Below are 1,335 nucleotides of genomic sequence, written 5' to 3' on the forward strand. Positions count from 1 at the left end.
CCAGGCAACGGCTCGCGAGCTCGTCGCGGATCATGGGCTCTCCGGTGGTACTCGGGCTGCGCGAACCGGTGGCACGGCGCCTGGGCTGGGACAGGACGCCGGTGACCTGGTCGAACATCGCCGACGCCGCGAAACGCGGTGAGTTCACCTTCGCCATGACCGATCCGGCCGCGTCGAACACCGGCTTCTCCGCGCTCGTCGCCGTCGCGTCCGCACTGGAGGGCAGCGGCCGGGTCCTCGACGCCGCCGCGATCGAACGGGTCTCGGCGTCACTCACCGGATTCTTCGCGGCCCAGCGGCTGACCGCGGGCTCGTCGGGCTGGCTCACCGACGCGTTCCTGCGCAGGAACCTCGGCGCCGACCCCGGCCCGGCACTGGACGGGCTGATCAACTACGAAGCGTCCCTAATAGCCGTGAACCGGACGCGGAAGCTGCCCGAGCCGCTCGTGCTCGTGTATCCCACAGACGGCGTTGTCAGCGCGGACTACCCCCTCACCCTCCTCGCCGGCGTCGGCGACGCCGCCCGCACGGCGCACCAGCGGCTGGCCGACTACCTGCGCAGGCCCGATGTGCAGCGAGCGATCGTGGAGCGGACCGCGCGGCGGGCCGCGCTGCCGGGCATCGCACTCCCACCGGGACTACCCGACGGGCTCGTCGAGCTCCCCTTCCCGGGCACCAGATCCGCCATCGACGCGCTGCTCACCGCCTACTTCGACCGCATCCGGCGCCCCTCGCGCACGGTCTACGTCCTCGATGTCTCCGGGTCGATGGCCGGTGCACGACTGAACGCCCTGGAACAGGCGCTCAGCGGCCTGACCGGCACGGATACCTCTCTGTCCGGCCAGTACTGCCGCTTCCGCAGCCGCGAGGACGTCATCCTGCTGCCGTTCAACCAGACCCCGGGCAAACCGCTGGCCTTCACCATCGACGAGCAGAACCCACAGCCGTCCCGCGACGCCGTCCGGACGGCCATCACCGGTCTGCATGCCGGCGGGGACACCGCGGTGTACGACAGCCTTGTCAGCGCCTACAAGGTGCTCGACAGTGCAACCGACCAGGACCGCTTCAGCAGTATCGTGCTCATGACCGACGGTGAGAGTAACAGTGGCCGCTCGCTGGCCGACTTCCAGGCATTCGTGGCCTCCCGGTCGGGCGCCACGCCGGTTCCGGTGCCGGTACCGGTATTTCCCATCCTGTTCGGCGAGGCCGCGGAGTCGCAGATGCAGGCAATCGCCACAGCCACCAGAGGGCAGCTGTGGGACGCGAGAAACGGCGACCTGGCGCACGCATTCTGCCAGATCCGCGGCTACCAATAGATCAGGGCAGCCGCACCAG

General features: G+C 69.7%; 1 protein-coding gene. It reads left to right on the forward strand.

Annotation, left to right across the window (positions count from 1 at the left end):
* A partial coding sequence (locus tag U9980_RS16570) for a substrate-binding domain-containing protein (RefSeq protein WP_322768741.1) occupies positions 1-1,316 on the forward strand: 1,316 nt, incomplete at its 5' end.
* Positions 1,317-1,335: the final 19 nt, after the last annotated feature.

Source organism: Protofrankia sp. Cr1, from assembly GCF_963555865.1.
In the GTDB taxonomy this organism is placed as follows: Bacteria; Actinomycetota; Actinomycetes; order Frankiales; family Frankiaceae; genus Protofrankia.